Here is a 23885-nt window from a genome sequence, read left to right on the forward strand (position 1 = left end):
AGGGGTTAAACCGCAACTTCACGTTCCGCTTCGTTGGCCTTCCACGGCATCAACTTGCGTTCGGCCAGCTTCACCGCCGTGTTCAGGATCAGCGCGAGGGCGATGATGCCCACCAGTGCGGCAAATACACCGGCGGTATCGAACTGCGAGGCTGCATCCGAGAGCAGGTAGCCCAGGCCCCGGTTGGCGGCGATGATCTCGCCCACCAGCGCGCCGATCAGCGCATAGGGCACCGACAGGCGCAGGCCGGTGAATACCCAGGTGAAAGCGGACGGGATGACCACCATGGTCAGCAGGTCGCGCTCCTTGGCGCCCATCAGGCGCAGGATGGTCAGTTGCTCGCGGGACACGTTGCGCACGCCGCTGTAGGTGTTGAGGAACACCAGGAAGAACACCACGGCCGCGGTCAGGATGACTTTCATCGGCAAGCCGATGCCGAACCAGAGGATGAACAGTGGCGCCAGCGCGACTTTCGGCAAGCTGTAGAAGGCGGTCAGGAACGGGTCGAGAATATCCGCCAGCAGCTTGGCGCGGCCCAGCACCAAACCGGCGATCAAGCCTGCGAGGGAGCCGAAGAAGAAGCCCAGCACGGCTTCCAGGGTGGTGATGCCGGCGTGGTAGAAGAACACCCCGTTCATGAGGATTTTCCACAGGCTTTGCGCCACCGCCGAAGGCCGGCTGATGAAAAATTCCACGCCGAACCAGCGGGACACACACTCCCAGAACACCAGCAGGAAAATCAGGAACAGCAAGCGATAGACCTGGATCATACGACCTCCAGCGAGTGAGCCAATGAGGCGGGATCGGCAGCACCGGCGACGTCGGGCGCCAGGCGTTTCCAGAGGGCGGTGCAGAGTTCCACGTAGCGTGGGTCGGAGCGCAATTGCACCAGGTTGCGTTCACCGCCCAGGGGAATATCGAGCACATGGTCGATGGTGCCCGGGCGACCGGCGAACACCACGCAGCGGTCCGCCAGCGCGATGGCTTCATCGACATCGTGGGTGACGAACAGCACGGTCTTGTTGAGCTTGCGGCACAGGCGCAAGAGTTCGGTCTGCAGGGTCAGGCGCATCTGCGCATCAAGGGCGCCGAAGGGTTCGTCCATCAGCAGGGTTTCCGGGTCGCTGGCCATCAAGCGCGCCATGGCCGCGCGTTTGCGCATGCCGCCGGAAAGCTGGTTGGGGTAGCTTTCGCCAAAACCGGTAAGGCCCACCAGCGCCATCAGCTCCTCGACGCGACTGTCGATCCGGGCCTTGGGCATGCGGCGGATTTGCAGCGGCACGGCGATGTTGCCGGCCACGGTGCGCCACGGCAGCAAGTGGTCGGCCTGGGTCATGTAGCCGACACGGGTGTTGACGCCCTTGACCTCGGCGCCGTCGTAATGCACCTGGCCCTCCGTGGGGCCGAAGAGCCCGGCGGTCATGTTGAGCAAGGTGGACTTGCCGCACCCCGAAGGGCCGACCAGGGTGATGATTTCGCCCCGCTGAACTTCAAGCGATACGTTGCGTACGGCCACAAACTGGCGGCCCTCGACTTTGAAGCTTTTTTGCACCCCTGCGAAGCTGATAAAGGGTTTTGCACTCACCGCCCCTCCTCGTCCGGTAGGCCGGACTTGTTTGTTGTTGACGGGGTGAGGATGAACGGATGACGGATTTGCGGCGCACGGGATCGGGCCGGATCATGCGCGGGATCGGGACATCAAAAAAGTTGAGGCGGTATCAGCCGCGGCGCCACTCATCCGGCGACACGCCCAGCACCCGGCGAAACACATGGGCCAGGTGTGACGGTGACTCATAGCCGACGTTATTGGCGATCTCCAGCACCGACATGCGGGTGTGCCGCAACAACGTCTGCGCGCGCTCCAGGCGCAGGCGCTGGACGTACGCCAGCACCGTCTCGCCGGTGTGCAGCGCGAACAGCCGGGTCAGATGGCGGCGCGACATGTGAAACGTCTCGGCGATTTCATCCAGCCCCGGCGCATGTTCGAGGTTGCCTTCCACGTACGCCTTGACGTCACGCACCAGCATGGCGCCGTGGCGCTCGGTAGATGAGCGTTGCAGGCTCGGCTGGCTGAGGGAAATCGCCAGGCATTCGAGCAGCAGCAAGTGATCGGCCTGGGCCACCTGGCGGCGGCGGTCGATGTACAGGTCGGGTTGGCTGAAGGCTTTTTTTGCCAGGAGCAGATGGTGCAACGGCGCGGAGGTTTGCCAGATGCCCAGGGTGGGCACGCGCAGCAAGCGGTTGGCATCACCGGACAGGTCACGCAAGGCGTAGTGCATGTAGTCGGGGTCGACGTAGAACGCTACGTGGCCCTGGCTGGCGGTGAGTGACGAGGAGGAATGGCTGGATTGCGGCGGCACCAGTACGAACTGGCGGTCGATCACCGAGGTGGTGCGCCCGCTTTCTTCATCCTTGAAACGCAACAGGCCGTGTTCGGGCACCATCAGCATGAATTCGTCGTGGGCATGGGCCCCGGTTTCATAGGCGCCGTTGGAGTTGAAGACGCTGTAGATGTCGCGCATCGCCAGGCACTGCCAGTGGATGTTGGAGTGCTGACACTAGCATGTTTGGTGCCAGCGAAGCATTGTGGCGAGGGAGCTTGCTCCCGCTGGACCGGGCTGGCGCTCCAGTGCGTAGCGCGCCCCTCTTTTTGGGGCCGCTTCGCAGCCCAGCGGGAGCAAGCTCCCTCGCCACATAGATCACCTCAGGTCATGATCAGGCCAACGGTACACGACGGGTGGAAATCGCCAGGCGACCCACACCGAAGCTCAACGCTGCGCCCAGCAGCAACATCAACAAGGTGCTCCACGCAGCACGGGACAGTTGCTTGGCCGCGACTTCACCGGCTTCACGGGCTTTCTGTTCAGCCTGTTGCTTCAGTTCGTCAACCTTCTGCACGGCCTGCTGGTAGGCCTGGGCGTAGTTGTCGACAATCTGGGTGGCCTAAGCCTGGCTCTTGCCGGTACGGGCCGCAACAATGTTGACCAGTGCCTGCTTGTCCGCCGCGTTCAACGCCGGCTCACCGGAAGCCTTGACCCGCTCGAACCACTGCTTCAATTCATCACCAGCCTGGGCTGGGTTGGTCGCGGCATCGTTGGCCGACTGCTTGCCGTCCGCAGCCGCCTGATCGGCTTTTTGCTCAACGTTGGCCGGGGCCAGTTCAGGTTTGCCGCTCTGCTTGAGCAGTGTGTCGAGCTGACCTTGCAGGCTGTTCCAGTCCAGCTTGATGCCCTGCTCATTCAGTTGCTGCTTGACGCTGTCGCTGATACCCGGCGCCACGGCGGCGATCCCGCTGCCGGCAGCCGACAGGCCCTTGCCGACGACATTGCCCGCCGCTCCCACAACGCTGGTGGCCAGCGCGGCCAGCAGCCAGGTGGTGAGCAAGGTGGTGATGGTCCAGCTCAGCACGCCGTGCAGGCCGCCGCGATCCGGCGCGGTGCGCCCGGCCACGAATGCACCGGCACCGATTGCCAGCAGCGTCGAGACAAACAGCCAGATCCCGGCACCGGTGCCGAAACCGCTCAGCGGGTTACCCGCGGCCATCGGGTCTACCGCGCTGGCGCCAATCGCGGTGCCAAGTACGCTCAATACCAGATAGGTCACCAGGGCAATTGCACTACCGGCCAATACCGAGCCCCAGGACACACGAAACAGCGAACGGTTGGTTTCATAGACAGTGGTCATGTTAAATCCTTTGAACAGTGGGTAGGTGGCCAGTTTGGCGAGGCACCTGCCCTGCGGTCTCGACACAATTGCACTAGGCGCACTGGTGCATTCGCACCCCGCGCCGGGCACTTTCTCTGCACTATCCTGAGCCTCAGGTGTCGTACTTCCCATGCGACTTACCCCAGGAGAAACCATGAGCCAGGCCGTCCTCGCCAAAGAAACCAACCGCCGCCAACTGCAGCAGATCATCTCCGGCTTGTCCGATGGGGTGATCCTCGCCGAGGCCGACCAGACCATACTCTGGGCCAATGAAGCCGCGCTGCTGATGCATGGCGTGGATAAAGTCGAAGACCTGGGTGCCAACACCAAGGAATACGCCGCGCGCTTTGCCTTGCGGTATCGCAACAACCACCCGTTGGTGCTGGAGAATTATCCTCTGAGCCGGGTGGCAGACGGTGAAGAGTTCAGCGATGTGGTGGTGGAAGTCACCCCCACCGGCGACGAGGAAAAAGTCTGGGTGCATCGCCTGCGCAGCCTGGTGCTCGACGACGCGTCGGGCGAGCCGGAATTGCTGGTGTTGATCCTGAGCGACGCCACCGAATGGGCCAGCGCCGAACAGCGCTTCGAAAAGACCTTCAATGCCAACCCGGCGCCGGCGGTGATTTGCCGCCTGAGCGACCTGCGCTACATCAAGGTCAACCAGGGCTTCCTGGAGATGACCGGCTACAACCGCGACCAGGTGATCGGCCACTCGGTGTATGAACTGGACGTGCTGGAACAGGCCGAAAACAAGGACCTGGCCGTCAAGCGCCTGGGCGAAGGCGCGACCATTCCACAGATGCAAGCCGAACTGAAACTGCCCGAAGGCGGCAGCAAACTGGTGATCGTGGCCGGCCAGCCGCTGGACATGAATGAGGAAGACTGCATGCTGTTTTCCTTCACCGACCTGGAGCCTCGCCGCAAGGCCGAAACCGCCCTGCGTCAGAGTGAGGAACGCTTCGCCAAGTCGTTCCGCCTGACGCCGGTGCCGACCCTGGTGTGCAACGCCGCCAACCGCCAGGTGGTGGATATCAACGAAGCCTTCATGACCATCACCGGCTATACCAGTGAAGAACTGATCGGCAAATCCATCGAAGACATCGACTTTATCGACAGCCCCCAGGCCTGCACGCAACTGTTCACCACCCTGCAAAAAGCCGGCAACCTCGACGGCCTCGACCTGAAGATCCGCAAGAAAGGCAATGAGCTGATCGACTGTGTGCTGTCTGCCGACACCGTCAGTATCCAGGATGTGCCCTGCTACCTGCTGGTGCTGATGAACATCACCGAACGCAAGCGCTCCGAGCTGGAACTGGTGGCCGCGATCGAGGAAGTGATGCAGGACGCCTCATGGTTCAGCCAGACGCTGATTGAAAAACTGGCCAACGCCAAGAGCGTCAACAGCCCCAATGTACCGAACATTTCCTTTACCGACCTGACCGCCCGCGAGCGCGACGTACTGGGGTTGATTTGCGAAGGCCTGGCCGACAAGGAAATCGCTTCGCGCCTGAAACTGGCACCCAACACCGTGCGTAACCATGTGGCCACGGTGTACTCCAAACTGGGGGTGCATAGCCGTAGTGCAGCCATCGTGTGGGCCCGTGAGCGCGGGCTGTTTGCCGGTGAGTTGCGGGTTAAAAAGCCGAAATAGAGTGCAAATGCACTAGTGCGACCGGTGCAAATTCGCCTTATTGCGCGGGGGTGCACTGCTTAACCTTGAAGGGTGGGCACAGGGCTTCGGGTCCTGTGCCGTTGAGATGTCATGCCCTTTAAGGAATCCATCATGAAAAGCGAACAAGTCAAAGGCGCCGTCGAAAAAGTGGCCGGCAAGGCTCAAGGTTTTCTGGGTGATCTGACCGGTGACGAACGTCTCCAGGCCGAGGGTGTCGCTCGCCAGGCCGCTGGCCAGTTGCAGCAAACCTACGGTGACGCGCTGGACACCGTCGGCGATTTCGCCAAGCAAAAACCCCTGGCAACGGTTGCGATCGTCGCCGGTGTCGGCCTGCTGCTGGGCCTGTTGCTGCGTCGTCGCTGAGGAGAACCCTGATGTTTACGCTCTCCCAACTGCGCAACTGCATCGAAGAGGCCCTGTCGCCCCTGACCTGCGAATTCACCCTGTGCCGTGACGCGTCGTTGACGCTCAAGGTCTTCGACGCCGAAAGCGGCCGGGTGGATTTGGTGGTCACCGGGATCAGCGTCAACAAGCTGCAGACCCCGCAGGAAGTGGAAAAGATGGTCGACGAGTTGCGGTACGAATTGCAGAGCAACACCGTCGGTAAACTCAGGCTGGATGACCTGCCGCTGCGCCCTTTGTAGGAGCGGGCTTGCTCGCGAAAAACGCCCGGGCACCGCGTTCATTCAGGCGTGGCGCGTTATCGTTGACGACCTTCGCGAGCAAGCGTGCTCCTACAGTAGGTCGCGGGCTTTCAACGACGCCCCGATAAAATAGAACACCCCTCCCCCGACAATGAACGCTGCCAACATGTAGAACATGTAGTGGGCCGGCAGGTTGGCCAGCACCAGCCCGCACAGCACTGGCCCCAGGGCAGCACCGAGGTTGGAGAGGTTTTGCGCCCCGTAGTACATGCCCCGCAGGTTGTCCGGGGCGATGCGGTCGATGAACATGTACTCGGCCGGAAACACCACGATTTCGCCCACGGTGAAAATCGCCATCGCCAGGATCCACCACCACACGTTGCTCGCCAGGGCAAAGCCAATCACCCCCAGCATGAACATGCCCAGGCCGAAGATCAGCCACTGGCTCAGGTAGCGGTGGGAAATGCGCCGGCCAATCGCGTATTGCAGGGCAATCACCAACATCGCGTTGGTGGTGAGTACCGCGCTGATGATGGTGTAGGTGTATTCGGCGGTAGTGGTGGTCACCAGGTACTGCGACAGGTACGCGGTGAACTGGCCGAACACCACGGCACTGAGCAGGCCGCCGACGGTGAAGCACACCAGTCGGTGATCCCGCAGCAATACACGCCCCACCGCGAGGAACGACACCGGCTTTTGCGTGGTGTCTACCGTGGCCAGCGTGCGGTCGCCCCAACGCCAGTACAGCAGGAAAAAACCGAAGCCCAGGACCGCCGACAGGATAAACGGCAAGCTGATATCGAGCTTGGCCACCATCGCGCCAAAAAACGGCCCTACGGCATAGCCGATATTGGTCAGGGTGTACTTGATGGAAAACGCTTCGCTGCGCTCATCTTCCGGCAACAGGCTGGCAAACCCGGACTTGATCGCGATGTCGATCACCGCGTACGCCAGGTTGATCAGGATCAGGCAGCTGTAGAACGACCAGATTTCCCGGGCCAGCACCGTGCCGATAAACCCCAGGGCAAACACCACACTCAAGCTGAGCAATAGCCTATAGCTGTCGATGCGGTCTACCAGGAAACCGCCGTAGACACTCAGCAGCGAGCCGACGATCAGCGAGCTGCCGATCACCAGGCCGACCTGGCTGATGTCGAGGGCAAAGTGGTTGGTGAGGTAGATCACCAGGTACGGAAAGGTGATGGCCTTGGCCAGGGTGAGGATCAGCGTGGCCGACAACAACAGGTTCACGGTACGCGGGTAATTTCTTATTGTGGCAAGCATCCTGCTCTCATTTCTGGTCAAGGTAATGGGGCCATTGCAGCCCGCAAGCGGATGTACCTTAACGCAAGATGAGACGAAATAAATGCTGATTTATGCATTTATGCAAAAATCAAATCCAGCGGGATGAAGCGTGATCACCCATCCCGCCGAACGCTTTATTTTTTAACGGGGGTGATGTCGAGAATCGTACCGTTGGTGGTTTTGAGCAACACGTACTTGTCGTTTACACGGGCCCACTGGCTGTCTTCTTCCGGCTGCTTCAGGCCACGTTTCTTCCAGTCGGCAATGGCCGACTCCTTACGCATCAGAATGTCTGGCGCACGGTCTCCCGTCTTGAGGTCGCGGGTATTGATATTCGAAGGCTGCACGGTTTTTTGCGGGGTATCTGCGGCCTGGACGGTGAGACTCGCGGCAGAGAGGCTCGCGGCAACCAGCAGGCAGGCAACAAGGGATTTGGACTTCATGGGCACTTCCTTCAATGAATGACGCGTAAAGATTCCGACCGCAGCGGCGTGGAATCATTCAGCGCCGTGATGGAAGCGGCAGATGGATGGGCGGCCAGCGACCGGGCCGGCGATTAATCAGATAAGATTGGTTCCTTTTTCCAGCCGCTCAGGAATTCCAATGACTGGTACCCACGTCATCATCATTTTCGTGACCGTTGTCACCTTGCTCGCGCTCTACGTGTTCGGCACCTACAGGGAACTGGTGGCCCTGCTCGATCGCTGCAAAAAAGCCTTCGGCCAATTCAAGGAGGCCGAACAACAATTGGCGGCGGCGCAAAATGCCTCGTCACCCAGCGCAGAAATCGCCAGCCTGGAAAGCCGTGTCGCGTTCACCCGCCAGCTCTTCCACGACTCGGTCAACAACTACAACACCTACAAGCACAAGTCGCCGACCTCGGTGGTGGCCGAGCTGCTCGGGCATCGTGATGATGTCAGCCTGTCGGGGTTCGAGGCCAAGCGTACGGTCTGACCTGCCGGCGCTTACACAGGTGCACGCTGACGTGTCGGCGTGCCCTGATGAAACACCATCTGCCACTGCCCGCCGCTTTCGCGCCACACCGAACTGCGCAACGACTCCCCCGCCGCATTTGCATCCGTCGCCGCGCGCTGGCAGCGATACGTCACCAACGCCACGCCTTCGGCCAGCACCTTCATTGCAAAGTCACTGATGCTACGGACTGAAAACACCTCATCCTGCAGCCCTTCGATCACCTCGGCCTTGCTGCCCCACACATTGCCACTGGCACCAAATTCGACGAAATCATCCGCCAGCAGCACCGACAACCGCGCCGCATCTGCACGGGTGGTGCATTGGTGCAGCTCCTGTTCCAGGCGGCGTAAATGCTCTGCCAACTCCATACCCATTGCCCTCGTGAAATTAATCTTGTAATTTTTCATGAAATTTCCTGATAAGAATTTCACGAAGCGCCCATGGACAAGCAAGAAGAACTCGACGCCCTGGCGATCCTGATCCACGACCTGCGCAAGCACAAGAAGCTCACCCTGGCGCAACTGGCGCAAAAGATCGAGCGTTCCGTGGGTTTCCTGTCCCAGGTTGAACGCGGCCTGTCGCGCCCGACCGTGGCCGACCTCACAGCCATCAGCCACGCGCTCGGTGTGCCCACCACCTATTTCTACAGCCTGTCCAAACCCAAGGCGGTGGACTGGGTCACCCGCCCCAACGAACGGCGCACGGTGTATTACGCCAATGGCATCACCGACATCCTGGTGTCGCCGAGCATGCACGGCGCGTTCTCGATCCTCGACAGCCTGCTGGCCCCCGGTGCCAACAGCGGCGAACAAACCATGAGCGACCGTGCCGAACAGGCCGGTTACGTGCTGGAGGGCGAGTTGACGCTGTGGGTCGAGGGCGAGCCGGACTCGGTCACCCTGGGCCCCGGCGACAGCTTCCACCTGGCCAGTTTTGCCCACTGCCGCTACGGCAACCTGACCGACCTGCCAGCCCGCGTGCTGTGGGTCTACAACTAGGAGCAACACCCGTGAAAAGCCATGCTTCCACGCTTTTGGCCGAAGTCCGGACCTTTCGCCAGAACCATCCCGATGTGCGCTACGTCGACCTGATTGCCCTGGACATTCCCGGGCATTTCTACGGCAAGCGCTACCCGGTGGAGATGCTGGAAAAGGTCGCCGCCGGCAGCCCGTTGAAACTGCCGCAGAACGCGGTGCTGCTAGGTGCCCAGGGCGGCCTGTTCAAGATCGGCGACTATTGCTTCCACGACGGCGACCCGGACGCCAACCGCCGCCTGGTGCCCGGCACCCTCAAGCCGGTGAGCTGGGAGGCGCAGCCGCTGGGGCAGATGTTGATTACCTCCGACGGCACCGAAGCGCCCATCGAATTCGAACCCCGGGAAGTACTGGCCAAGGTGCTGGAACGCCTGCAGCGCAAAGGCATTCACCCGGTGGTCGCGTTCGAGCTGGAGTTCTACCTGTTCGACAAAAAGCTCAGCGACGGCCTGCCGCAATTTGCCCGCGACCCGCTGAGTGATGACGCGGACGACCAGCCCAACTTGCACATCGAGCGCCTGTCACGCTTTGCGCCGGTGTTGGACGATATGGTCGAGACGGCCAAGGCCCAGGGCATCGACATCACGGTGATCACCGCCGAACTCGGCCCCGGCCAGTTCGAAATCAATTTCGGCCACCTGGAAGACGGCCTGCGCGCCGCCGACTGGGCCGCCCTGTTCTGCCGCAGCACCCGTGGCGTGGCCCTCAAGCACGGCTATCGCGCCAGCTTCATGGCCAAGCCTTACCTGCAACACCCCGGCAGCGGCATGCATGTGCACGTCAGCCTGTACGATGCGGCGGGCAATAACCTGCTGGCGGCCCACCAACAGCAACCGTTGCGCCACGCGGTGGCGGGTTGCCTGGAACTGCTGCCGCACTGCATGCCGATCTTCTCGCCCAACCACAACGCCTTCCGCCGCCTTGGTGGCACGGTCAACGCGGCAACCCGCGCGTGCTGGGGCTTTGAAGACCGTGACGCGTGCGTGCGAATCCCTGAATCCGACCCGCGCAACCTGCGCATCGAACATCGCCTGGCAAGTGCCGATGCCAACCCGTATCTGGTATTGGCGGCGATTCTGGTGGGGCTTGAGCATGGTCTTGAAGCAGCGAAGGAGCCCATCGCCCCGCTGAACGAAGACCGCAACAGCGGCGCGGACTTCCCCGTGGAAATGCTGGAGGCGGTGCGCGCCATGCAGCATCAGCCGACGTTGCGCGAAGGCCTAGGCGCGGAGTTTGTCGACGTGTATTGCGAAAACAAACGCCAGGACCACCTGGCATTCCAGCAGGAAATTCATGCGCGGGAATATCGCTGGTATCTCTAGGCACTGATGGTTAGCCTCGTGGGCATCTCTGGCTAACCGCGGACTTGCCCATGACCGACCAAAGCGCCCCGGCCCTGAAGGAAATCTTCAACGCCGAACGCCTGCAACACATCGCCAGCGAAATGACCGCGGTGTACCCGGCGTTCGACGCCAAGGGTTTTCTCAAACACGCCAAGGCCGGGTTGGCAGACCTGTCGGTGATGCAGCGCATGGCGCGGGTCAGTGAAAGCCTCAACGCTGTGATCCCGCTGGATTATCCGCAAACCCTGAAGTTGCTGTATGCCCTGGCCCCTCGGCTGAACAGCGCCTTTGTCAGCCTGTTCCTGCCCCACTACGTTGCCAGCTACGGCGGCGATGATTTCAAGCGCTCCATGGCTGCCCTCAAGTACTTCACCACCTTCGGCTCCGCCGAGTTTGCCGTGCGGCATTTTCTGCTGAAGGATTTCAAGCGCACCCTGGCGGTGATGCAACAGTGGTCGCTGGACGACAACGAACACGTACGACGCCTCGCCAGCGAAGGTTCACGGCCACGGCTGCCATGGTCGTTTCGCCTGGCCGAGGTGCAGGCCGATCCGAACCTGTGCGCTTCGATCCTCGACAATCTCAAGGCCGACAGCAGCCTCTACGTGCGCAAGTCGGTGGCCAACCACCTCAACGACATCACCAAGGACCATCCGGATTGGGTGCTGGGCCTGATCGAAGGCTGGTCCCTGGATAACCCCCACACCGCGTGGATCGCCCGCCACGCGCTGCGCAGCCTGATCAAGCAAGGCAACACCCGGGCGCTGACGATCATGGGCGCCGGGGCCAGGGCCGAAGTGAAGATCCATCAACTCAAGGTCGAGCCGGCGGCGATCAAATTGGGGGAGCGGATCAACCTGTCCTTCAGCCTGGAGTCCACTGCCGATTCGTCGCAAAAGCTGGTGGTCGACTACGCCATCGACTATGTGAAAAGCGCCGGTCACAGCGCGTCCAAGGTGTTCAAGCTCAAGGCATTTACCCTGGGTGCCGGAGAACATCACGCCATCAGCCGTGGCCAACATATCCGTGAATTGACCACGCGCAAGCACTATCCCGGCAAGCATGCGGTTCACGTGCTGGTGAACGGTGAGCGGCTGGGAAGCGTCGAGTTTGAACTCGCAAAATAATCCTTAAAACATTAACGAAGGCTCTAGATCGGGCCTTACAGCGTAATTAATTGTCGGACAATGCTAGGCATTCGTGTTGCGATCCATTATCATCCGGCGCCTTCTCGGTACCCCTAGGGTACTTGTGTCAATGTTCCACCTGAGGCGCCCATGCTCCGTTTTTCGTTTTACCGTCCCCTGATCTGCATCAGCTGGGGGCTTGCCAGTCACAGCGCGCTTGCCGCCCTGCAACCAATGGCCGAAGCCCCACTGGCCAGCGACACCGAGCTGCATTGCCACTTCAACCGCGACGCCAGCGTCGACTGCACTACCCGCTTTCACTACACCATCCTCAAGCCAAGCGGCCGCGAAATGCTCTCGCGGATCGACTTCAGCTACCAGGAAGAAGACGGCTTCGAACTGATCAAGGCCGAGTCCACCCAGCCCGGCGGCAAACCTGTGCCCCTGGACCCGACGCAAATCGACACCCGCACCGCCCCCAACCCGGACCAGGGTTTCTCCCGGGAAAAACAGACCTCGCTGGCGTTTCCCAACCTGCGGGTCGGCACGCAAATCCGCTACACGGTGCGCGAACATCACCCGGCCAAACCGCTGATGACCGAGTTCTACTACGCCTTGCAGTTCGGCCCCAACGCCGCACGGCGCGACCACTTCAAGGCACGCTTCACCGCCGAGCGGCCGATCGAGTGGCGCAGCGAATTGATGGAGGGTTTCAGCATTACGCCATCGGCCAATCGCAAGACCCTGGACGTGGTGCAAAAGGCCCCGACCTACCTCAGCTACATCAACGAATCCGCCAACGCCTACATACGCCACGCCCCGCGTATCGAAGTCGGCAGCTCCCTGGATCGCCAGCAGTACTTCGGCGGCTTTGCCGAACGCTACAACCAGATCCTCGGCGCCAAGCTGCCGCCCCAGGGCGCCGCCGCCGTGGCCGCCGTTCGCGGCTTGCCACCGGCACAACAGGTGGCCGGCCTGATGCAGCACATCAACGACCACTATCGTTACTTGGGCGACTGGCGCGCCTCGGATCGCGGCTATGTGCCCTTCAGCCTGGCGGAGATCGAGCAGCACGGCTACGGCGACTGCAAAGACCTTTCGACGCTGCTGGCCGCCATGCTCAAGGCCAGCGGGATCAAGGCCGAACCGGCCTGGGTCAGCCGCGGCGATGTGGTTAACCCGCTGCTGATTCCCGGTACCGGCGCGCCGAACCACGCCATCGTCCGCGCCGAAGTCGATGGCCAGGTGTGGTGGCTGGACCCGACCAACCCGATCTTCGCCCCCGGCCAGACCCTGCCCGACATCCAGGACCGCTGGGTGCTGGTGACCAACGCCGAGGGCCAGGTACGTGAAGAACACATCCCGCTGCAACCCGCCGCCCCCACGTTGATCCTCGACAAACAGGAGCGCTTCGACGCCCAGGGCACCGCCCGGGTCTCGGCCACCGTTGATTTTCGCGGCATGCCGCTGATGCAACTGAGCGTCGCCGACCGCCAGCAAGGCGCCACCGCCAGCGACCAGAACATCTGCGACAACTTCGGCAAACAGATCACCGACTGCCAGGTCGAGCGCCCCGCCACCGCCTTCTTGATCCCGGCCAGCTACAAGGTCAGCGCCACCCTGACGGACATGCGGCCCCTGGAACCGCTGGGCAACGACCACATCTACAACGATGCCTTGCTGCAAGAGAAATGGGACGGTCTGCTCAACTACCGCCGCAATGGGCAACTGGCCGACTTGTACATAGGCAACCCCGAGACGCTGGATTACACCATCACACTGTCGGGTGGGCAGATCGACAAGGACATCAAGGCTTGCCAGGTACGCTCGCCGTGGTACGACCTGGACCTGACGGGTGAGCGCGTCAAGGGCGACTGGCGTTATCACTACGTCCTGACGCAGAAAATACGCTGGCTGACCCACGATGAAATTGTCAGCGCACCGTTTGAAAAGATGATCAAGGAGATCCGTGCCTGTGGTGAGCAGGTGCATCAGGTGGTGAAGCTCTAACCCTCCCCCAGCAAAACCCCTTGCTCCCGCGCGCAGAGTTCCACCAGGTAATCCCACAACACCCGCAACCTCACCGACTTGTGCAACTCGCGCCGGGAGCTGATCCAGTAGCTGCGCTGGATGCTCTCCGCCGGCAGCAGCGGCACCAGGTCCGGGTCGCTCGCCGCCATGAAGCACGGCAATACGGCAATTCCCAACCCCGAGCGCGCCGCCTGGTGCTGGGCGATCACGCTGGTGCTGTGGAACACCACTTTGGGGTTGCGGCAGAAGCTGCTGAGGAATTTCAATTCCTGGCTGAACAGCAAATCATCGACGTAATCGATCCAGGCGTGCACCGCCAGGTCCTCGCGTTTTTCAATCGGCGGTGTGCGGTCCAGGTAGCTGCGGCTGGCGTAGAGCGCCAGGCGGTAGTCGGTGAGTTTGCGGGTCACCAGTTGGTCGACGCTGGGGCGTTCGAGGTGGATGCTGATTTCCGCTTCGCGGTTGAGGATGCTGACAAACCGTGGCACTGCCAGCAGTTCCACTTCCAGGCCCGGGTAGCGTTCGAACAGGCCGCCCATGCGACTGGCCAGGAACATCACGCCCAAACCCTCGGCCACCCCCAGGCGGATCTTGCCCAGGGGCGCGGCGGAATGAGTCAGTTCTTCTTCGGCCAGCAGCGCCACGTTTTCCATGGCTTCGGCATGTTTGAGCAGGGCTTCGCCGGAGGGCGTGAGTTCGTAACCCTGGGCGTGCTGCACGAACAGCGCAGTGCCCAGGCTTTTCTCGATGGCCTCGATGTGCCGGGCCACGGTGGCGTGGGTGGTTTTCAGGCGTTGCGCCGCCGTGAGCAAGCGTCCGCTACGCTGTAACTCAAGAAAGAACCGCAGATCATTCCAGTCGAACATGCCTTCCCCTTCTTCCCCTGAACAGCAGCGTTGTCTAAAAACGCACAGCAGCTGGGTAAAAACTAACATTTTTAAGACGAAAACTAACAACTAGGATGGGACCAATAAGAAAAACAAGCGAGGTCACAGATGCATTCTGCAGCTGCTGAATACGATTACGTGGTGGTAGGCGCCGGCCCGGCGGGCTGCCTGCTGGCCAATCGACTGTCTGCCAACCCTGCCCATCGCGTGTTGCTGCTTGAAGCAGGCGGTCGCGATAACTACCCCTGGATCCATATTCCCGTCGGCTACCTGTTCTGCATCGGCAACCCACGCACCGACTGGTGCTTCAAGACCGAAGCCCAGGAAGGCCTGCAAGGCCGTGCGCTGAGCTATCCACGGGGCAAGGTGCTGGGCGGTTGTTCGTCGATCAACGGCATGATCTACATGCGCGGCCAGGCCCGGGATTACGACGGCTGGGCCGAGGACAATCCCGGCTGGGCCTGGAAAGATGTGCTGCCACTGTTCAAGCAAAGCGAAAACCATTTTGCCGGCGCCTCGGAATTCCACAGCGATGGCGGAGAGTGGCGGGTTGAACAACAGCGCCTGCACTGGCCGATCCTCGACGCATTTCGCGATGCCGCGCAGCAGAGTGGTATCGAGAGCATCAGCGACTTCAACCAGGGCGACAACGAAGGCTGTGGCTATTTCCAGGTCAATCAGAAATCCGGCGTGCGCTGGAATGCGGCCAAGGCGTTTCTCAAACCGATCCGCCAGCGGCCCAACCTGACGGTGATGACCGAGGTTGAAGTCGACCGCGTACTCCTGGAGAACGGCCGCGCGGCGGCGGTGGTTGCTCGCCAGCATGGCCAGCCAGTCACGTGGCGGGCGCGCAAGGAAATCATCCTGTGCGCCGGCTCCGTCGGTTCGCCGGGCATCCTGCAACGCTCCGGTATCGGCCCCTCCAGCGTGCTCAAGCCTTTGGGCATCGATGTGCTGCACGAGTTACCCGGAGTGGGCGGCAACCTGCAGGATCACCTGCAACTGCGCCTGATCTACAAGCTGGAAAACGCCCGCACCCTGAACCAGATCGCCGGCACCGTGTGGGGCAAGATGGGCATGGGCCTGCGCTACCTGTACGACCGCAGCGGCCCGTTGTCCATGGCCCCCAGCCAGCTTGGCGCGTTTGCCCGCTCCGGGCCGGAGCAGACGTCGGCCAACCTCGAATACCACGTGCAACCGCTGTCCCTGGAGCGCTTTGGCGAACCACTGCACGGGTTCCCGGCCTTCACCGCTTCGGTGTGCGACTTGCGCCCGCAAAGCCGTGGCCGCATCGACATTCGCTCGGCCAACCCGGCAGACGCACCGCTGATCCGCCCCAACTACCTCAGCCATCCGGAAGACCTGCGGGTGGCCGCCGACGCCATTCGCCTGACCCGACGCATCGTCTCGGCGCCGGCCCTGAAGCAATTCAACCCGGTGGAGTACCTGCCCGGCGCAGAACTGCAGACGGACGAACAACTGCAGGAAGCCGCCGCCCGCATTGGCACCACGATTTTCCATCCGGTGGGCACCTGCCGCATGGGCAGCGACAAGGACGCGGTGGTCGACGCCCAACTGCGAGTGCACGGGGTTCCCGGCCTGCGCATTGCCGACGCGTCGGTCATGCCACGCATCACTTCAGGCAACACCTGCTCACCGACGCTGATGATCGCGGAAAAAGCCGCGCAGCTTATCCTTTCGCCGAACACAAGGAGCCTCGCCCCGGAGAAAGAACTGACCTTACCGGCTTGAACTTACCTTACCGGCTAGACCTGTGGGAGCGGGCTTGCTCGCGAAGAACGCAAAGACACCGCGTTAATCCAGAATGCACGCGTTATCGTTGACGTTTTTCGCGAGCAAGCTCGCTCCTACAGTGGAATAGCGGCGCTGAAACTGGCGCCGACAGTGGAACAACAATAAATAATCACTGTGAGGGCTACCCAAATGTCAGAACACGCTCAACCCCTGGGCTCCGCCACCAAGGCGCGAGACAGCAACGACACGCAGAAAGTCATCTTCGCCTCCTCCCTCGGGACGGTGTTCGAGTGGTATGACTTCTTCCTCTACGGCGCCCTCGCGGCGGTGATCAGCAAGCAGTTCTTTGCCGGGGTCAACGACACCACGGCGTTTATCTTTGCCCTGATGGCCTTCGCCGCCGGCTTTGTGGTGCGCCCGTTCGGCGCGCTGGTGTTCGGTCGGCTGGGTGACATGATCGGGCGCAAGTACACCTTCCTCGCCACCATCATCCTGATGGGCCTGGCGACTTTCTGCGTCGGCCTGCTGCCGACCTATTCGAGCATCGGCATTGCCGCACCGATCATCCTAGTCGCGCTGCGCATGCTCCAGGGCCTGGCGCTGGGCGGCGAGTACGGCGGCGCAGCCACCTATGTGGCCGAGCACGCCCCGGCGGGCAAACGCGGCTTCCACACCAGCTGGATTCAATCCACCGCGACCCTCGGCCTGCTGCTGTCGCTGCTGGTGGTGCTGGCGTGCCGTTACTTCACCGGCGACCAATTCGAAGTGTGGGGCTGGCGCCTGCCGTTCCTGCTGTCGATCGTGCTGTTGGGCATCTCCACCTGGATCCGCCTGAGCCTGCACGAGTCGCCGGCGTTCCTGAAAATGAAAGAGGAAGGCAAGGCCAGCAAGGCGCCGATCCGCGAATCCTTCGGCAAATGGGAAAACCTCAAGATCGTGCTGATTGCGCTGTTCAGCATCAACGCCGGCCAGGCAGTGACGTTCTATGCCGCGCAGTTTTATGTGCTGTTCTTCCTCACACAGTTTTTGAAGATGGATCCGGCACTGGCCAACATGCTGCTGATCATCAGCGTGGTGATTGGTGCGCCGTTCTTCATCTTCTTCGGCTGGCTTTCGGACAAGCTGGGGCGCAAGCCGGTGTTGATGGTCGGCCTGCTGCTGGCCACCGCGCTGTACTTCCCGATCTTCAAGGGCCTGGCGCACTACACCAACCCGGCGATGGACCACGCCAGCCGCCAGTCGCCGATCACCGTATTGGCAGACCCGGCCACCTGCACCTTCCAGTTCGACCCGGTGGGCAAGGCGCGTTTTGACAGCCCCTGCGACAAGGTCAAGACCTTCCTGGTGAAACAGGGCCTGCCGTACGAAAGCGCGGCCGCCCCGGCGGGCAGCGCGGTGCAGGTGAGCGTGGGTGATGTGCGTATCGACGGTTACGACGAAGCCGCCCTGAAAGGCGCGGTGACCCTGGCGGGTTATCCGCAATCGGCTGATGTGGCCCAAGTCAACAAAACCATGGTGGTGGTGCTGATCGTCGCGCTGATCCTGATCGCCGCCATGTGCTACGGCCCGCTGGCAGCGCTGATGGTGGAGCTGTTCCCGACACGCATCCGCTACACCTCGCTGTCGCTGCCATACCACATCGGGAATGGCTGGTTTGGTGGCTTCCTGCCGACGGTGTCGTTTGCGCTGGTGGTGTACACCGGGGATATTTTCTATGGGCTGTGGTACCCGGTGGTCATTACCGGGGTGAGCCTGATCGTGGGGCTGATTTGCCTGAAAGAGACCAAGAACGTCGATATCGACAATAACTAAACGTCGATCCGGCCGACGCTGGAGTTTCAGTGTGGGAGCGGGCTTGCTCGCGAAAGCGGGGTGTCAGTCGCCGGATAGGTTGACTGATACACTGCATTCGCGAGCAAGCCCGCTCCCACATTGGGTTTAGCACCAGACACACAAATTGCTGTATATCCATCCAGATAAAAGTTGCCCAATTCTGATTTATTGCCCATCCTGCTCCCCATTCAATTGCGTAGCGAATGTGGTGACCATGCGGCTGTTCCTCTGTGAAAAACCGTCCCAGGCCAAGGATATCGCCGCCGTGCTCGGCGCGACCCGGCGTGGCGACGGTTGCTGGCTGGGCTCAGGCGTGACGGTGACCTGGTGCATCGGCCACCTGCTGGAAACCGCCCCGCCCGACAGCTACGACGCCAAGTACAAGCGCTGGGTGCTGGCCGACCTGCCAATCATTCCCGAGAAGTGGAAGATGCTGGTCAAGCCCAAGACCGCCAGCCAGTTCAAGGCAGTCAAGCGCCTGCTGGGGGAAGCCCAGGAACTGGTGATCGCCACCGATGCCGACCGTGAGGGCGAGATGATCGCCCGTGAGCTGGTGGAACATTGCCGTTATCGCGGCCCCATCCAGCGGCTATGGCTCTCGGCGCTCGACGACGCGTCGATCCGCAAGGCCCTGGCCTCGTTGAAGCCCGGTGCTGAAACCTTCAGCCTCTACCATTCGGCCCTTGGCCGCTCCCGCGCCGACTGGCTGATCGGGATGAACATGAGCCGCCTGTTTACCCTGCTGGGCCAACAGTCCGGTTATCAGGGTGTGTTGCCGGTTGGGCGTGTGCAAACCCCGACCCTGCGGTTGGTAGTAGACCGGGACCGCAGCATTGCCGACTTTGTACCCGTCGCTTATTGGGCCATCGATGTGGATCTGCTCCACGACAACATAACCTTCACTGCGCAATGGCGCGCGACCGAAGACGCCTGTGACGATCAGGGCCGCTGCCTCAATCCGCAGCTTGCCCGGGACGCCGCCAATGCCATGAGCAACGCCGCCAGCGCCCGGCTGGTCAAACTGCGTACCGAGCGCATGCGCGACGTCGCGCCCCTGCCCTTCGACCTCGGCACCCTGCAGGAAATCTGCTCGAAAAAGCTTGGCCTCGGCGCCCAGGAAACCCTGGATGTTGCCCAGTCGCTCTACGAAACCCACAAGGTCATCACTTACCCCCGCAGCGATTGCGGCTACCTGCCCCTGAGCCAGCACGGCGACGCGCCGAAAATCCTCGCGGCGCTGGGGCGGGCCGATCCGGCGGTGAATGAATTGATGCCACACATCGACCCGAAGCGGCGCTCCCGGGCCTGGAACGACGCCAAGGTCAGCGCTCACCACGGCATCATTCCCACCGGCGCCGGCAAGGATGTCGGGCAATTGACGGGCAAGCATCGCGCCGTCTACACCTTGATTCGTGCCCGCTACCTCGCGCAGTTCCTGCCCAACCACGAGTACGACCGTACCCAGGCAGATTTCGATTGTGCCGGTGAAGCCTTGCGGGCTGTCGGTAAAGTCATCGTCGAGCCTGGCTGGAAACGCGCATTGCCGGAAGCATTGGCGCCGGCCAAGGGCCGTGAAGCACCTGCGCCGCAGTCCTTGCCAAAACTGGTTCAGGGGCAGGACTACGCCGTGGCCAAGGTCAACCTCAAGGACCTGTGGACCCAGCCACCCAAACCCTTCACCGAAGGCGACCTGATCAAGGCGATGAAAAACGTCGCCAAGCTGGTGGAAGACCCGCTGCTCAAGCAAAAGCTCAAGGACACCACCGGGATCGGCACCGAAGCCACCCGCGCCGGGATCATCCAGGGCCTGCTGGATCGCGGTTACCTGGTGAAAAACGGCAAGGCGCTGTCGGCAACGCCTGCCGCGTTCAGCCTGATTGATGCAGTGCCACGGGCAATCGCCGACCCCGGCACCACGGCCATCTGGGAACAGGCGTTGGACATGGTGCAAAGCGGTGAGATGAGCCTGGAAGAGTTCGTCGCCAAACAGGCCGCATGGATGAGCAAACAGGTGACCCGCTGCACTGGCATGCGCCTGACCATCAGCGGCCCGGCCAGCCCGGCCGGACGTGGCGCCACACCGTGGAAAAACAAACGCAAACCGGCCAAGCGCAAGACGGCCACCAGCCCGAAGCGGGCGGCGAAACCGGCAAACAAAGGCTGAGAAGCACTAAGAAATCGCGACAATGACGTTTTTCGACGGGATGTATGCCGCTTTGGACCTTGCCCTGCTGCAGGCCATCCAGGATTCTGTAGGGCCTGCTAACCTCCCAACAATAACAACACCGGAGTGGCCTCCATGAAAACCGTTGCCCAAGTGCTGAAGTCCAAAGACCAGCATAACCATCAAGTCCACACCATCCCCCACGACCATACGGTATTTGAGGCCTTGATCGTGATGGCTTCGAAAAACGTCGGGGCCTTGCCAGTGCTCCAGGACGGCAAGGTGGTGGGCATCATCAGTGAACGAGACTATGCCCGTAAGGTCATCCTCCATGGATTGTCTTCGGTGACGACCAAAGCCCACGAGATCATGAATTCACCGGTGATCACCGTCGACACTCACCAGACTGTCGAGACCTGCATGACTATCATGACCGACCGACATCTGCGGCACCTGCCTGTGGTGGAGAACGGCGAGTTGCTTGGCTTGCTGTCCATCGGCGACCTGGTCAAGGAAGCGATTGCCGAACAGGCCGACTTGATCAAACAGCTGGAGCAGTACATTCGCGGCGAATAATCATTGGGGAACCCATGCTCGATACCCTGCAACATCAAGTCGATAACCAGCTCGACAACCTGCACCGGGCCATGGCCGAACGGCGCTTCCTGGTGCTGACCGGTGCGGGTATCAGCACCTCTTCGGGGATTCCCGATTATCGCGACAGCGAAGGCGTGCGCCGGGGCAAGGCACCGATGATGTACCAGGAGTTCCTGGCAACCCCGCAGGCTCGCCGCCGCTACTGGGCGCGGGCGATGCTCGGCTGGCCGAGGGTGCGTGTCGCGCAGCCGAACGCGGCGCATATCGCGTTGGCCACCCTGCAGCAACGCCAGCGCATTACCGGGCTGATCACCCAGAACGTCGACACCCTGCACGATCAGGCTGGCAGCCATGATGTGATCGAACTCCACGGCAGCCTTCACCGGGTGCTATGTCTGGATTGCCAGCAGACCAGCGAACGGGACCTGATCCAGCGCCAAATGGAAGCGGAGAATCCGTACCTGGCGGGTGTGGATGCTGTTCAAGCCCCCGACGGTGACACCCTGCTGGACCCGGCCTTTGAAGGACGTTTTCAGGTGCCCCGCTGCCCCCATTGCGGTGGGCAACGGTTGAAGCCGGATGTGGTGTTTTTCGGTGAGAACGTCGCCCAGGGCACGGCAGCCAAGGCGATGGCGGCGGTGGATGACGCAGAAGGATTGCTGGTGGTGGGTTCGTCGCTGATGGCGTATTCAGCGTTTCGGTTGTGCAAGGCGATGGTCGAGCAAGGCAAGCCCGTGATTGCCATCAATCTGGGCAAGACACGGGGCGATGAGTTGCTGCAACTCAAGATCGAAGCCTCCTGCGAACGTTTGTTGCCGTTGCTGGCAGAACGCCTGGGATAGCCCAATCCTGCTTTTCTGTGGCGAGGGAGCTTGCTCCCGCTGGGCTGCGCAGCGGCCCCAAAACCGACAACCGAATGATTCCTGCAGAACCGCAGTCAGCCTGGTGGGGGCGCTTCGCACCCCAGCGGGAGCAAGCTCCCTCGCCACAAAAAGCCCCCGGATCCCGCGACCTGCCCGCACGAAAAGTGACGCCCAAGTCACGTTTTCCGCTCACACCCCCGCCCTGCAAGGATTTATGTAGTGCCCAAAAATAATCACTACATAATCGTTGACGTAACCGTTTTGTAATTGCATGATTCAAGCGTCTCCCGGATCGGGAGCGTTGGTAACACGCGTTTTGAACAAGCTCGTCTGACCGCCGAGCTGTTTTTTCCGGATGTGCACTGCCCACAAGGCAGATTGATGAAGCTGACCGGCCCGAAAGGATCGGTACAAGTAGCTCAAACGCTGCTTGTCTTCGTTATGAAACCATTGCGTAGCAGGTCATCAGCAAGACTACATGCATCGGTTCAAGACCCTGCCCGTATTCGGCAGACAGTCGCTGACGCCCGGTTTTCTGAGCCGGAGACAACTTAGTAGTTTTAACGGATCAACTAGAGATCGCCAACTGGTCAAGGGGCTTACACATGAATCTGAACAACCAACCAACTATCGATGAATTGGCTGAGATGTTCGCAGCGCAGAAAGACACGCTCGACGACCATATCCTCTGGATTGGTAAATCGGGCCAGGTCCATATTGACTGCCTGGCGCCCCACACCGTGGAAGAAGAGTTCGACAGGAATAACCGTGAACTGGCAGCGCGCCTGAAGATGTACCGCCGCGGCCAGGGTTATGTCGGCAAGAAAGCCGCCGCCGATCGCAACTTTATCGAGCAGGTCTTCCATACACTTAATACCGAGTGGCAGAACCTTAAAGGCCATTCGCACGTTAAGGTGATCGACAGATACTGCTGATAACTACGCACTTATCACTTAAGCCTGCTCGCTTAAAACGAGCAGGCTTTTTTATGGTCGACGGTTATCGCAACAACGCCGGAAAACGCCCCTTCCCCGCTTCATCGCAAAAAATATCAAACATGGCCTGGGCCGCCGCTGAAAGTTCGTGGCCGGGCTTGGTCAGTACACCAATCGGCCGTTCGATCACCGGATCGCTCAAGGTGATGCAATGGGCGCCTGCTTCCTGCATTTGGCGTGCACACAACGCCGGCACTGCACTCACGCCCAAGCCACTGGCAACCATCTTGCCCACCGTCGCCAGTTGATGGCTCTCCAGGGCTACGGGCAGCTTCAGGTCCAGCGCCTTCAGGTGTTCTTCAAGCATCACTCGTACCGTGGACGGGCGCTGCAAGGTGATGAAGGGTTGTTCCAGCAAGGTGTGCCAGGCGATATCGGAGCGGCGTGCCAATGGCGAGTCACCGGGCACCACCGCCACAAAGCGGTCCACATACAGCGGGGTGAACACCAGCGATGAGCTTTCCGACGGTTCAAACGCCACGCCCAACTCAACTTGGCGATCGCGGACCATTTCCAGCACCTGCTCGTTGATCACGTCATTCACCGTTACGTTGACCTGGGGATAGCGCGCGCGAAAAATCTTCAGGATCGGTGGCAGCAGGTTTCCGGCAAACGACGGCATCGCCGCCACTGTTACCCGCCCGCGCTGCAAGGTGAAACGCTGGCGCAACTCATCCTCGGCATTGTCCCAGTCGGCGATCAGGCGCCGGGCCAGGGGCAGTAGCGATTCTCCTTCGGGAGTCAGCGCGACATTGCGCGTATTGCGGCTGAACAGCCGCCCGCCCAGGCCTTCTTCCAGGCCTTTGATGGTCAGGCTCAAGGCCGACTGGGAAAGATGCAAACGCTCACAGGCGGCCGCAAAGCTCAAGGTCTGGGCTACGGCAAGAAAGGCGCGCATCTGTTTAACTGTCATGAAGCTTCTCTCGATGGCTGAGGACTATGCTGTTTTTTAAAT

22 protein-coding genes and 1 pseudogene are annotated in these 23885 nt (G+C 61.2%); 14 read left to right on the forward strand and 9 right to left on the reverse strand.

What is annotated here, in order from left to right:
- Nucleotides 1-5 precede the first annotated feature (5 nt).
- The 4 genes and pseudogenes from V6607_RS19620 to V6607_RS19635 form a co-directional block, all read right to left on the reverse strand.
- A complete protein-coding gene (locus V6607_RS19620) occupies nucleotides 6-770 on the reverse strand; it encodes an ABC transporter permease (RefSeq protein WP_008435867.1) in 765 nt (254 codons plus the stop codon).
- Nucleotides 767-1585, reverse strand: a complete 819-nt coding sequence (locus V6607_RS19625; RefSeq protein ID WP_134326883.1) for an ABC transporter ATP-binding protein — start codon at nucleotides 1583-1585, stop codon at nucleotides 767-769. The genes V6607_RS19620 and V6607_RS19625 overlap by 4 nt, the downstream gene beginning before the upstream one ends.
- A gap of 133 nt (nucleotides 1586-1718) precedes the next feature.
- The gene (locus tag V6607_RS19630; protein ID WP_003211578.1) at nucleotides 1719-2522 is read right to left on the reverse strand and encodes an AraC family transcriptional regulator; all 804 of its coding nucleotides are present in this window, start codon (nucleotides 2520-2522) and stop codon (nucleotides 1719-1721) included.
- A 193-nt stretch (nucleotides 2523-2715) separates the two neighbouring features.
- Nucleotides 2716-3684 (reverse strand): annotated as a pseudogene (locus tag V6607_RS19635) (hypothetical protein).
- 175 nt (nucleotides 3685-3859) lie between these two features.
- Between V6607_RS19635 and V6607_RS19640 the strand changes: the two are divergent.
- From V6607_RS19640 to V6607_RS19650, 3 genes are all read left to right on the forward strand, one after another.
- The gene (locus V6607_RS19640) at nucleotides 3860-5356 is read left to right on the forward strand and encodes a helix-turn-helix transcriptional regulator (protein ID WP_102604865.1); all 1497 of its coding nucleotides are present in this window, start codon (nucleotides 3860-3862) and stop codon (nucleotides 5354-5356) included.
- 132 nt (nucleotides 5357-5488) lie between these two features.
- Nucleotides 5489-5740, forward strand: a complete 252-nt coding sequence (locus V6607_RS19645; RefSeq protein ID WP_003211583.1) for a CsbD family protein — start codon at nucleotides 5489-5491, stop codon at nucleotides 5738-5740.
- Nucleotides 5741-5751: 11 nt separating this feature from the next.
- Nucleotides 5752-6021: a DUF1652 domain-containing protein gene (locus V6607_RS19650; protein WP_003211585.1), complete on the forward strand. Its 270-nt coding sequence runs from the start codon at nucleotides 5752-5754 to the stop codon at nucleotides 6019-6021.
- A 90-nt stretch (nucleotides 6022-6111) separates the two neighbouring features.
- On the opposite strand, the gene V6607_RS19655 is transcribed toward V6607_RS19650, so the two are convergent.
- Together V6607_RS19655 and V6607_RS19660 are read right to left on the reverse strand one after the other, a co-directional pair.
- A complete protein-coding gene (locus V6607_RS19655; protein ID WP_134326885.1) occupies nucleotides 6112-7305 on the reverse strand; it encodes an MFS transporter in 1194 nt (397 codons plus the stop codon).
- A gap of 155 nt (nucleotides 7306-7460) precedes the next feature.
- Entirely contained in the window at nucleotides 7461-7769 is a 309-nt protein-coding gene (locus V6607_RS19660; RefSeq protein ID WP_003211589.1) for an RcnB family protein, read from the reverse strand.
- 160 nt (nucleotides 7770-7929) lie between these two features.
- Between V6607_RS19660 and V6607_RS19665 the strand changes: the two genes are divergently transcribed.
- Nucleotides 7930-8280, forward strand: coding sequence for a LemA family protein (locus V6607_RS19665; RefSeq protein ID WP_003211591.1), 351 nt, complete (start codon nucleotides 7930-7932; stop codon nucleotides 8278-8280).
- A gap of 11 nt (nucleotides 8281-8291) precedes the next feature.
- On the opposite strand, the gene V6607_RS19670 is transcribed toward V6607_RS19665, so the two are convergent.
- On the reverse strand, nucleotides 8292-8708 hold the full coding sequence (locus V6607_RS19670; protein ID WP_256662362.1) for a DUF4440 domain-containing protein: 417 nt from the start codon (nucleotides 8706-8708) through the stop codon (nucleotides 8292-8294).
- 33 nt (nucleotides 8709-8741) lie between these two features.
- Here V6607_RS19670 and V6607_RS19675 point away from each other — a divergent pair, with 33 nt between their 5' ends.
- From V6607_RS19675 to V6607_RS19690, 4 genes are all read left to right on the forward strand, one after another.
- Nucleotides 8742-9299: an XRE family transcriptional regulator gene (locus tag V6607_RS19675; protein ID WP_003211595.1), complete on the forward strand. Its 558-nt coding sequence runs from the start codon at nucleotides 8742-8744 to the stop codon at nucleotides 9297-9299.
- A gap of 11 nt (nucleotides 9300-9310) precedes the next feature.
- Nucleotides 9311-10657: a glutamine synthetase family protein gene (locus V6607_RS19680; protein ID WP_087694088.1), complete on the forward strand. Its 1347-nt coding sequence runs from the start codon at nucleotides 9311-9313 to the stop codon at nucleotides 10655-10657.
- A 50-nt stretch (nucleotides 10658-10707) separates the two neighbouring features.
- Nucleotides 10708-11805, forward strand: a complete 1098-nt coding sequence (locus V6607_RS19685; protein ID WP_008435876.1) for a DNA alkylation repair protein — start codon at nucleotides 10708-10710, stop codon at nucleotides 11803-11805.
- A gap of 150 nt (nucleotides 11806-11955) precedes the next feature.
- Nucleotides 11956-13815 carry a DUF3857 domain-containing transglutaminase family protein gene (locus V6607_RS19690; RefSeq protein ID WP_134326886.1) on the forward strand — a complete coding sequence of 620 codons (1860 nt, stop codon included), beginning with the start codon at nucleotides 11956-11958 and terminating at the stop codon, nucleotides 13813-13815.
- Here the strand turns inward: V6607_RS19690 and V6607_RS19695 are convergent.
- Complete coding sequence (locus V6607_RS19695) at nucleotides 13812-14702, reverse strand: LysR family transcriptional regulator (protein WP_003211603.1); 891 nt, start codon at nucleotides 14700-14702, stop codon at nucleotides 13812-13814. The genes V6607_RS19690 and V6607_RS19695 overlap by 4 nt on opposite strands.
- Before the next feature lie 129 nt (nucleotides 14703-14831).
- Between V6607_RS19695 and V6607_RS19700 the strand changes: the two genes are divergently transcribed.
- The 6 genes from V6607_RS19700 (at nucleotide 14832) to V6607_RS19725 (ending at nucleotide 22870) form a co-directional block, all read left to right on the forward strand.
- Nucleotides 14832-16475, forward strand: coding sequence for a GMC family oxidoreductase N-terminal domain-containing protein (locus V6607_RS19700; RefSeq protein ID WP_134326887.1), 1644 nt, complete (start codon nucleotides 14832-14834; stop codon nucleotides 16473-16475).
- A 192-nt stretch (nucleotides 16476-16667) separates the two neighbouring features.
- Nucleotides 16668-18290: an MFS transporter gene (locus V6607_RS19705; protein ID WP_003211608.1), complete on the forward strand. Its 1623-nt coding sequence runs from the start codon at nucleotides 16668-16670 to the stop codon at nucleotides 18288-18290.
- Nucleotides 18291-18525: 235 nt separating this feature from the next.
- On the forward strand, nucleotides 18526-20475 hold the full coding sequence (locus V6607_RS19710) for a DNA topoisomerase III (RefSeq protein WP_134326889.1): 1950 nt from the start codon (nucleotides 18526-18528) through the stop codon (nucleotides 20473-20475).
- A gap of 135 nt (nucleotides 20476-20610) precedes the next feature.
- On the forward strand, nucleotides 20611-21051 hold the full coding sequence (locus tag V6607_RS19715; RefSeq protein ID WP_003211614.1) for a CBS domain-containing protein: 441 nt from the start codon (nucleotides 20611-20613) through the stop codon (nucleotides 21049-21051).
- A gap of 14 nt (nucleotides 21052-21065) precedes the next feature.
- Complete coding sequence (locus tag V6607_RS19720) at nucleotides 21066-21914, forward strand: NAD-dependent protein deacetylase (RefSeq protein WP_134326890.1); 849 nt, start codon at nucleotides 21066-21068, stop codon at nucleotides 21912-21914.
- 626 nt (nucleotides 21915-22540) lie between these two features.
- Nucleotides 22541-22870 (forward strand): hypothetical protein, encoded by a 330-nt coding sequence (locus V6607_RS19725; RefSeq protein WP_102369380.1) that lies wholly within the window; start codon nucleotides 22541-22543, stop codon nucleotides 22868-22870.
- A gap of 64 nt (nucleotides 22871-22934) precedes the next feature.
- Here the strand turns inward: V6607_RS19725 and V6607_RS19730 are convergent, their stop codons facing one another.
- Entirely contained in the window at nucleotides 22935-23843 is a 909-nt protein-coding gene (locus V6607_RS19730; RefSeq protein ID WP_134326891.1) for a LysR family transcriptional regulator, read from the reverse strand.
- Between the last annotated feature and the right edge of the window lie 42 nt (nucleotides 23844-23885).

It is taken from the genome of Pseudomonas sp. KK18, assembly GCF_037094675.1.
Taxonomy (GTDB): Bacteria; Pseudomonadota; Gammaproteobacteria; order Pseudomonadales; family Pseudomonadaceae; genus Aquipseudomonas.

Excerpts from the sequence above, each read along its gene's own strand:
- V6607_RS19650 (WP_003211585.1), top strand. The coding sequence starts at position 5,752 with ATGTTTACGCTCTCCCAACTGCGCAACTGCATCGAAGAGGCCCTGTCG.
- V6607_RS19705 (WP_003211608.1), top strand. The coding sequence starts at position 16,668 with ATGTCAGAACACGCTCAACCCCTGGGCTCCGCCACCAAGGCGCGAGAC.
- V6607_RS19710 (WP_134326889.1), top strand. The coding sequence starts at position 18,526 with ATGCGGCTGTTCCTCTGTGAAAAACCGTCCCAGGCCAAGGATATCGCC.
- V6607_RS19720 (WP_134326890.1), top strand. The coding sequence starts at position 21,066 with ATGCTCGATACCCTGCAACATCAAGTCGATAACCAGCTCGACAACCTG.
- V6607_RS19690 (WP_134326886.1), top strand. The coding sequence starts at position 11,956 with ATGCTCCGTTTTTCGTTTTACCGTCCCCTGATCTGCATCAGCTGGGGG.
- V6607_RS19630 (WP_003211578.1), bottom strand. The coding sequence starts at position 2,522 with ATGCGCGACATCTACAGCGTCTTCAACTCCAACGGCGCCTATGAAACC.
- V6607_RS19655 (WP_134326885.1), bottom strand. The coding sequence starts at position 7,305 with ATGCTTGCCACAATAAGAAATTACCCGCGTACCGTGAACCTGTTGTTG.
- V6607_RS19675 (WP_003211595.1), top strand. The coding sequence starts at position 8,742 with ATGGACAAGCAAGAAGAACTCGACGCCCTGGCGATCCTGATCCACGAC.
- V6607_RS19660 (WP_003211589.1), bottom strand. The coding sequence starts at position 7,769 with ATGAAGTCCAAATCCCTTGTTGCCTGCCTGCTGGTTGCCGCGAGCCTC.
- V6607_RS19640 (WP_102604865.1), top strand. The coding sequence starts at position 3,860 with ATGAGCCAGGCCGTCCTCGCCAAAGAAACCAACCGCCGCCAACTGCAG.
- V6607_RS19645 (WP_003211583.1), top strand. The coding sequence starts at position 5,489 with ATGAAAAGCGAACAAGTCAAAGGCGCCGTCGAAAAAGTGGCCGGCAAG.
- V6607_RS19725 (WP_102369380.1), top strand. The coding sequence starts at position 22,541 with ATGAATCTGAACAACCAACCAACTATCGATGAATTGGCTGAGATGTTC.
- V6607_RS19665 (WP_003211591.1), top strand. The coding sequence starts at position 7,930 with ATGACTGGTACCCACGTCATCATCATTTTCGTGACCGTTGTCACCTTG.
- V6607_RS19685 (WP_008435876.1), top strand. The coding sequence starts at position 10,708 with ATGACCGACCAAAGCGCCCCGGCCCTGAAGGAAATCTTCAACGCCGAA.
- V6607_RS19700 (WP_134326887.1), top strand. The coding sequence starts at position 14,832 with ATGCATTCTGCAGCTGCTGAATACGATTACGTGGTGGTAGGCGCCGGC.
- V6607_RS19730 (WP_134326891.1), bottom strand. The coding sequence starts at position 23,843 with ATGACAGTTAAACAGATGCGCGCCTTTCTTGCCGTAGCCCAGACCTTG.
- V6607_RS19695 (WP_003211603.1), bottom strand. The coding sequence starts at position 14,702 with ATGTTCGACTGGAATGATCTGCGGTTCTTTCTTGAGTTACAGCGTAGC.
- V6607_RS19670 (WP_256662362.1), bottom strand. The coding sequence starts at position 8,708 with ATGAAAAATTACAAGATTAATTTCACGAGGGCAATGGGTATGGAGTTG.
- V6607_RS19715 (WP_003211614.1), top strand. The coding sequence starts at position 20,611 with ATGAAAACCGTTGCCCAAGTGCTGAAGTCCAAAGACCAGCATAACCAT.
- V6607_RS19620 (WP_008435867.1), bottom strand. The coding sequence starts at position 770 with ATGATCCAGGTCTATCGCTTGCTGTTCCTGATTTTCCTGCTGGTGTTC.